Origin of the sequence: Comamonas sp. A7-5 (assembly GCF_039581385.1) — a bacterium.
Taxonomy (GTDB): Bacteria; Pseudomonadota; Gammaproteobacteria; order Burkholderiales; family Burkholderiaceae_C; genus Comamonas; species Comamonas thiooxydans.
Genome location: NZ_JBCPWO010000042.1, coordinates 1 through 1938, shown reverse-complemented (window position 1 = coordinate 1938; position 1938 = coordinate 1). Strand labels below are relative to the sequence as shown.

4 protein-coding genes are annotated in these 1938 nt (G+C 42.2%); all 4 read right to left on the bottom strand.

Annotated features, from left to right (window positions below):
* Positions 1-197 precede the first annotated feature (197 nt).
* Entirely contained in the window at positions 198-587 is a 390-nt protein-coding gene (locus AAIL67_RS24630; protein WP_343485394.1) for a hypothetical protein, read from the bottom strand.
* Positions 588-623: 36 nt separating this feature from the next.
* Positions 624-821, bottom strand: a complete 198-nt coding sequence (locus tag AAIL67_RS24625; RefSeq protein ID WP_343485393.1) for a hypothetical protein — start codon at positions 819-821, stop codon at positions 624-626.
* 196 nt (positions 822-1017) lie between these two features.
* Positions 1018-1335 carry a hypothetical protein gene (locus AAIL67_RS24620; RefSeq protein WP_343485392.1) on the bottom strand — a complete coding sequence of 106 codons (318 nt, stop codon included), beginning with the start codon at positions 1333-1335 and terminating at the stop codon, positions 1018-1020.
* A gap of 14 nt (positions 1336-1349) precedes the next feature.
* Positions 1350-1938, bottom strand: a 589-nt coding sequence (locus tag AAIL67_RS24615) for a pre-toxin TG domain-containing protein (protein ID WP_343485391.1), incomplete at its 5' end; no start/stop codon positions are given.

Here is a 1938-nt window from a genome sequence, read left to right as displayed (position 1 = left end):
GGCGCGAACCAGGATGGAGCTGTCCGCCCCCGCCCCCTGGGCAAGGATGTTGACATTGCCGCCGGCCTTGACTGTGCTGCCACGTGCGCTGTCGCTGGTTTGTGCAGTGTTGCTCTGGCTTTTGCTGGAGCCCAAGCTGATGGGCCTTGGTGGGGTAGCCGCCAGCGCATCTCCTGACTACATCCTGAAGTCTTGACTCAAAAACCAGGAGCTAGCCTCCATTTAATATCAATTGGTAGCGGCTCCTCTTTTGAAAAGTTACAAAATGCCTCCGCAACCTTATCGGCGAAGAACCACTCATCAGATTGCATCGCTAATTTTCCAGCCCCAAAGACAAGTAAAGTTCCATCAGGAAATGCTGGATTTTTCCTATCGCTGAACGCTCGAAATCTTTGCTTAGTTTCAGGATCGTATAACTCCAGCATACAGGTAATTCCGCCGCCGGCAACTTGTAAATACTTTCCTCCTGAATTTGTAATGGATGCAAAAGAAGAAGGACCATGGCCTCTCAAAGAAGAAATAGCTTTCTTGATCTGATTTACAGTAGGATTATCTACTGTTTTTTTACCTTCTTGCTCTAAAATCATGATTAGTTCAATTCAGATAAATTGAAATGAAAGATACTATTTTTCTTTAGCTATTCTAGCAGCCTCTTGAGTTCCACACTTATTAAAAAACATATCTTTAAAATATTGATATGAATTTTTCTTGGCTGATCCTATTTTAATTTCCATTCCCTGCAGTTTTCCTGATAAATCTCTTACGGCAATATCGTAACGCCTGGGACCAAGGGGAGCATTTATAACCATCTCCTCACCCACATTCGGTGCTGAAGTGTTTTTTACCCTGCTCCACCGCCGTCTGGGTGCTGGCGACGACTACCCCCTTGAGTCCGTGTCGCTGCCGAATTAGAGGGTGGCAGTGTTGCCTGCATCTGAATGCTTTTCTCTATAAATTCGAGAAATTACTCAGCCAGTTTATTCGAGATACTCACATCACTCTAATTTTATCCAAAATTCAAAAATTAGTAGAAATATCAGGAAGAGAAATAAGTGAACTGAAATCAGTTTTCCATATATCCAATTCATACAAATCTCCATAATTATCCAGCACAAGATTAACGATAACCTTAACCCCATCCAAGTCATTAAACTCAAAACTACTCAAATCGCTTCCTAATTTTCTATCTTTCTTATCTGAAGAAAATATAAGACTCCCCATCCCACCATCGGGAGAATCTTCCACATTCATTTCTGATATATTATTAATTAGATATTTTTTTTCAGGATTTAGACTAATCAGATATGAAACAAAATTGATTTCTTTTTTATTCATTTTTCTCATCTTAATCACCTTGGAGGAGTAATTCTACCAACATTTATAGTGCCATCTGGCAGCCTATATGCAACATAATCAAGCCTAATTCCATTAACAATCACAAATCCATTATAAGGACTCATCGATGCTGATGAAGATATTTTTTTCAAATCACTAGATATTGCATCTTTCACAATATTCCTATCCAGTCCAATGGACTCAATATGCCTAAATGTGTGGGATATTTGATTTTCAACTTTTCCGAAATTTATTGGCAATACCTCAACTGATTTAATAATATCTTTAATAGTCGTTGTAGCAGCAATAGCTGCAGGCTCTCCCACTTTCTTAAGCACACCTCCTGCCACCGGCACTACCCCAATAGCAGCCCAGAATCGACTAGCCTCCTCCCCCGTCAGGCTGCTCTGGCCCGTGATCAATTGCAGTACCGACTCTCCCGTTCCATAGATTGGAGCCAACTCCAACATCAGTTGCGCCAACTCCTGGGCCTGCTGCTGTGTCATGGAGCTGACTTGCGCAATGGCTGCCAGATTAGCAGCTCGCTCCACCTGAGCTACTTGCTGGTCGATACTCAGAAAGTCCGCCTGGGTGCAATTAGCT